Origin of the sequence: Commensalibacter papalotli (ex Botero et al. 2024) (assembly GCF_947179115.1) — a bacterium.
In the GTDB taxonomy this organism is placed as follows: domain Bacteria; phylum Pseudomonadota; class Alphaproteobacteria; order Acetobacterales; family Acetobacteraceae; genus Commensalibacter; species Commensalibacter papalotli.
Window position 1 is genome coordinate 1 of the sequence record NZ_CAMXCI010000016.1, and the last position, 1880, is coordinate 1880.

General features: G+C 37.9%; 1 protein-coding gene. It reads right to left on the reverse strand.

Annotated features, from left to right (window positions below):
* Positions 1-32 precede the first annotated feature (32 nt).
* The coding region (locus tag QMN76_RS10835) for a Hint domain-containing protein (RefSeq protein ID WP_282024766.1) at positions 33-1880 on the reverse strand (1848 nt) is incomplete at its 5' end.

The following is a 1880-nucleotide window of genomic DNA, read 5'->3' on the forward strand; positions in this document are numbered from 1 at the left end:
GTTACATCAATTTATTTATAAATCGATTAAAATTACGCAATTTTCTCTGCGACTTCAATCATATCTACGAAATATTCTGATGTTGCGGTTAATTCGACCTTAATCAATTTAACCTTAGTACTTACTTCTGCCACGGCTTCTGGGAGAGTTGCCAATCCTTTTGTCCAACGATCAGCTCTATTCAGTTCAGCAGGATGCCAACCTGAAAGACCGGTCATATCAGCAGGAAGAATGGTTAAGTTTCTATCACCAAACACATTAATTTTGGCAACAAGAACACCCAACATACGACGATCATCAAGGTATGGTCCAACCACTTCTGATGGTAATGCTGCTTTTGAATGCATTGCAACAACGCGAACATTTGCAGGAACATAGAAGCTATAGGTATTGCCTTTAACATCGACAGGTTGAAGTCTTTCACCTTTTTGCGTAATCAAGCAAAGTGAAGGATCATTGGTGACTTCTGGTTTAGAAACAGGTGCATACCCTTGTTGTGTTGCACGACGATCCAACATTTGCCAAATTGGCTCAACTTGGTGTCTTGCTACTGTCAATGGTGCAGCTGCATCACTTTCCCAACTTTGATGGCCAGCATTTTCATTAAAGGTTAAATGCAAGTTAATTGCACTACCATTAAATTGATGACGATCATCTGTGTTCAAGTAAGATTCAGTTGTCAGATTTTCTGATAACAGAATTGAATGTTCTTCTGTTTCAATATGGTAAACGGTAAAGCTATCCATACTGGTATCGGTGATAATAGAACGTCCATTAACCAACATACGTGCTGGCACTAATCCACCATCAACATAGATTGTATGTTCAGGTGTTACTAACAAATCGCGACAAGGTTGGTTTAATCCAAATGCATGTGCTTTAATACGAACAGGATACAGAGCATCTTTATGTTCATAATTATTAACACTTACATCCATATTACCAGCCCAGACAATTTGCTTGCTGACTTGTTGACCATTTTGCAAGGTAATAACGCTATCACCAGCTTTTAAGTTTTCAACAGTTACTTCACCTTCTGGTGTCAGAATATGCGTACCCGTTAAGAAACATTTGGTGATGATAATATCATACCCAGTAGAACTTGCATCATTTTTAACAATCAAGACGTTTGGAGCAGCTTGTCCAGCAACAGATGGTGTATAATTAAAGTGTGCAACTTCTGTTAACGCACCCGTAGCTGCATCAACATAGTTTACATATAGAACACCACCAACAACACTGGTTACATAACGGCTTTGATCTGTATATGCTGTACCTACTTCAAAGATTGCCTGATCAGTTAGAGCAAAATTAGTAATTGTAAGTTTACCACTTACATCTTGGATATTACCTTCATATTGATAAATACCATTATTACCAGAGAATTGAACTTGATGTGCAAGCGTATCAGAAGCACGAGCTTTTTGCCCAGCAATGACAACATGTCCTGTGCCTGTAATAAGAATTTTAGGCATATTGCTAGAAGCAACATTTGTTGTTGATAATGAACCAACATTTAAAGTTGCACCATTTGCAACATTAATAACAACCTGTTGTGCACCATTGCTTCCATCGATTACAAGTGAACCAATATCAACATTTGCACCAGCAGGAATATTAACAACTGCCGCATTAGACAGATTTAAAGAAGTTCCTGTTACAGTACCATTTAACGTTAAAGTAGCATTTTGAACAAGTGTCGCATTACCAAATACTAGGTTATTAGCCACACCAGTATCAAATAAAGAGCCTGTAGCACTCGCACCAAAGGTAATATTACCAATGTTACCAGTTGCACCAGCACCTAATTTAACAGTGTCATTGGCAGCATTTAATTGCCATCCAGTAACAGCGTAATCAATATTTGTACCAAATGTTAT